Below are 676 nucleotides of genomic sequence, written 5' to 3' on the forward strand. Positions count from 1 at the left end.
GGGGCCGCGGCCGCCTCCGCACAAATCGAGTTGCTGACCGAGCGCCGGCAGCAACTTGCCCGCGAGGCCCAGCAGATCGCACTCCGTCAACGCTACGTCGACCTCAAGATCGACTACTGGCGCGCGATCGCCGCCGGCGACGAGCCCCAGGCCGAACTCCTCGCGGCCGAGGCGAGCGCACTGGCCGACGAACTCCACAACACCAAGAAGCGATAACCCTCACCCACCGCACCCCCGGTGCGCTCACCGACTCGACCGATGCGGCACCGGTCACTCAGCCCTGCCCCGATCACCACCACTGTGACCATCACAGAAGTAAGGAAGTACTGCCATGCGCGTTAACGCGTACGCCGCCCCCGCCGCCGGCCAGCCGCTGGCCCCCACGACCATCGAGCGCCGCGACGTCGGCCCCAACGACGTCCTCATCGAGATCCAGTACGCCGGCATCTGCCACTCCGACATCCACACCGTCAACGGCGACTGGGGCCCGCAACCCTTCCCCGTCGTGCCCGGCCACGAGATCGTCGGCACCGTCACCGAGGTCGGCGCCGACGTCACCCGCCACAAGGTCGGGGACCGCGTCGGCGTCGGCTGCCTCGTCAACTCCTGCGGTCACTGCACCCACTGCCAGGGCGGCGACGAGCAATACTGCGCCCACGGCATGGTCCCCACCTAC

Annotated in this window: 1 protein-coding gene and 1 pseudogene; both read left to right on the forward strand. The window is 69.2% G+C overall.

The annotated features are described in order from the left end of the window. Window positions 1–216: pseudogene (locus AZG88_RS20205) on the forward strand (MerR family transcriptional regulator); the annotation flags it as partial. 115 nt (window positions 217–331) lie between these two features. Beyond that, a partial coding sequence (locus tag AZG88_RS20210) for an alcohol dehydrogenase catalytic domain-containing protein (protein WP_156517554.1) occupies window positions 332–676 on the forward strand: 345 nt, incomplete at its 3' end.

Source organism: Rhodococcus sp. LB1, assembly GCF_001583455.1.
Taxonomy (GTDB): Bacteria; Actinomycetota; Actinomycetes; order Mycobacteriales; family Mycobacteriaceae; genus Rhodococcus_F; species Rhodococcus_F opacus.